Annotated in this window: 1 protein-coding gene; it reads left to right on the forward strand. The window is 58.1% G+C overall.

Going from position 1 to position 3184, the window contains the following annotated elements:
* Positions 1 to 152: 152 nt before the first annotated feature.
* The gene (locus tag CIT26_RS23645) at positions 153 to 3128 is read left to right on the forward strand and encodes a Tn3 family transposase (protein WP_095494820.1); all 2976 of its coding nucleotides are present in this window, start codon (positions 153 to 155) and stop codon (positions 3126 to 3128) included.
* The last annotated feature ends 56 nt before the right edge of the window (positions 3129 to 3184 follow it).

Here is a 3184-nt window from a genome sequence, read left to right on the forward strand (position 1 = left end):
GGGGCCGGAACAAGAGCTGTTCAGAATCTTGCGCTAAGGCCGAACGGAAAGTGAACGCCCGGATGTTCGCTGTGGATACGCCATTTGCCTCCTGTACCGCTAGGCTGCTTGGACAGAGGCTTGGCCACTACCGTTCTAGCGTGGAGTGGAAAGTGGCCCGACGTGCGCTTCTCAAAGAACACGAACGAAAGACGCTACTCGACATTCCGATCGACGAAGACAGTCTGATCCGCCACTATTCTCTTGCGCCGGCCGATTTGCTGGAAATCCAGCTACGGCGGCGCGAACACAATCAGCTCGGCTTTGCGATCCAACTCTGCTTGATGCGTTATCCCGGTAGGCCACTGTTGGCTAACGAGGTTCCGCCGAAAGCTATGCTTGACTATGTTGCTGGGCAAATAGGTGCAAGCTCGACCGCATTCAGGTTGTATGCCCGTCGTGAGGAGACCCGCAGCAATCACATTGCTCATCTCCTAGGTTATCTACGGAAGCGAAACGCAACTGCCGAAGATCGGCGTGCCGCATTGCTGACGGCAATCGAGATGGCCTCAACAACAGACGCCGGTGCTTCGATAGCTGGCGCCATTGTGGCGGAGTTCCGCAATCGAAATTCGCTGCTCCCGGCAGCCAACATTATCGAGCGGATGGGGATCGCGGCTCGCGCTATCGCTCGTCGGCGTGCGGAAAAGACGCTGATCGAAGGCCTTTCGTCTGATAGGCTGCAAGACCTCGACCGTCTTCTGGAGGTTGACCAAACGATCGGGCAGACGCGCTTTCATTGGCTGCGATCAGCGCCAGATGCGCCAAGTGCCTCAAACCTGGTCGGGCTGGCCGAACGTATCGCCTATCTGCGGACGCTGGAGATCGATCCGAAACTGCAGGTCCGCATATCATCGGGTCGCTGGGACCAGATGATCCGTGAAGGCAATGCTACGCCGGCCTGGCTGGCTAACGACTTCAATTCCAGTCGTCGACACGCGCTGATCGTGGCGCAGGTCATCAAACTCAGCCAGAAGCTCACCGACGATGCTGTGACGATGTTCATCAAGCTGATGGGAAGGCTGTTCTCTCAGGCCAACAACCGTAAGAAACAACGGCACATGGATTGCAGGCCCGATACCGCCAAGGCGCTGCGCATGTTCCTCGACACGATCACTGCCCTGCAATCGGCGAACGACTACGGCCAGAATGCATTGGAGGTCCTCGATCAAGAAGTTGGCTGGCACCGGTTGCTCCGAATGAAGCCTGAACTTGAGTCGATGGTCGAGGACAACGAGGCATCGCCATTGACCTTGGCGGCTGAGCAATATGCGACCGTCAACAAATATGCCGGTGCGATTCTGCAGGTGTTCACATTCCGCTCGGCGCGTCGCCACGATCCGCTTCTTGTCGCGGTAGATGTATTGAAACGCCTCTATGCCGACAGGCGACGAACGCTCCCAGATCGCGTTCCTGTCACTCATCTCAGTCAAGCCGATCGAAAGCTCATCTTCGGGCAAGATCAGCCTGATCGGCGTCTCTATGAGATCGCCACGCTCGCGGCTTTGCGGGACCGGCTTAGATCTGCGGACATTTGGGTCGATGGCAGCCGATCCTTCCGGCCGATCGACGAGCATCTTATGCCGCGGTCAACATTCACCACCATGAAGGAGGAGGATCGCCTTGGACTGGGCGTCCAAGGTGACGGCGCGCAGTGGCTTGCCGAAGCGCGTCAGATGCTCGACTTCAACCTGAAGCGCCTCGCGCACAGAGCACGGTCCGGAAAGCTCGAAGGTGTTCGACTTGAAGCCGGAACGTTGATTGTTACGCCAACGGCTGGCGAGGTTCCCGCTGCAGCCGAGGAACTGAACGCCGAGATCAGCGACATGTATCCGCTGGTCGAGGTTCCTGACCTCCTGAGGGAAGTGCACGATTGGACCGGCTTTGCGGATCACTTCATGCATGTCCGCACGGGTGACTCTCCGAGGAATATCTCAGCCATGCTGGCCGGAGTTTTAGCGGATGCGACCAACCTGGGGCCGAAGAGAATGGCGAGCGCATCCAAGGGCATCAGCGCTCACCAGATCGGCTGGATGCGTACGTTCCATGCTCGGTCGGAAACCTACCGCGCGGCGCAAGCGTGCATCACCGATGCGCATACCCGGCATCCGCATTCTCGACTTTGGGGCAACGGAACGACCGCGTCATCCGACGGGCAGTTCTTTCGCGCGAGTGATCGAGCCGCAAAGCGCGGCGACATCAACTTGCACTATGGCAGCGAACCCGGATCGAAATTCTACAGCCATCTGTCAGATCAATATGGTTACTTCAGCATCCTGCCCATCAGCCCGACCGAAAGCGAGGCGGCCTATGTGCTTGATGGGCTGTTCGATCAGGACACGATCCTCGACATTCAGGAACACTTCACCGATACAGGCGGTGCAAGCGACCATGTCTTCGGACTGTTCGCCTTGATCGGCAAGCGCTTTGCGCCACGGCTACGCAACCTCAAGGATCGGAAGTTCCACACCTTCGAGAAAGGCGATACATATCCGGCGCTGTCGAACCATATCGGGGCACCGATCAACGCAACTCTGATTCTCGATCATTGGGATGATCTGCTCCATTTGGCGGCGTCGATCACGACGCGATCAGTGGTGCCGTCTACAATCCTGAAGAAGCTGTCAGCATCACCGAAGGAAAGCCAGCTCGCAAGGGCGCTACGGGAACTTGGCCGGATCGAGCGATCGCTGTTCATGATCGAATGGTACTCAAGTCCAGCGCTACGCCGGCGTTGCCAGGCCGGCCTCAACAAGGGTGAGGCGGCGCATAAGCTGAAGCGCGCCGTCTTCTTCCACGAGCGTGGCGAAATCCGTGATCGGTCGTTCGAAAGCCAAGCCTTCCGCGCCTCCGGCCTCAACCTCGTCGTCAGCGCCATCGTCCATTGGAACACGGTCTATATCGAACGGGCCGTCACCCACTTGCGCAAAATGCGTCGCGAGATTCCGGATCACCTGCTCAAGCACATCTCGCCGCTGACCTGGGAGCATATCAATCTGACCGGCATCTACACATGGGATAGCGATCAGCATCTGCCGGAAGGGTTCCGGTCGCTGAGACTCCCGGTTGGGCTACGGCGTGCCGCATAAGTTCTCACTCCGTTCGACCTTAGCGCAAGATTCTGAACAGTTCTTGTTCCGACCCC

Origin of the sequence: Mesorhizobium temperatum, from assembly GCF_002284575.1 — a bacterium.
GTDB classification, from domain to species: Bacteria; Pseudomonadota; Alphaproteobacteria; order Rhizobiales; family Rhizobiaceae; genus Mesorhizobium; species Mesorhizobium temperatum.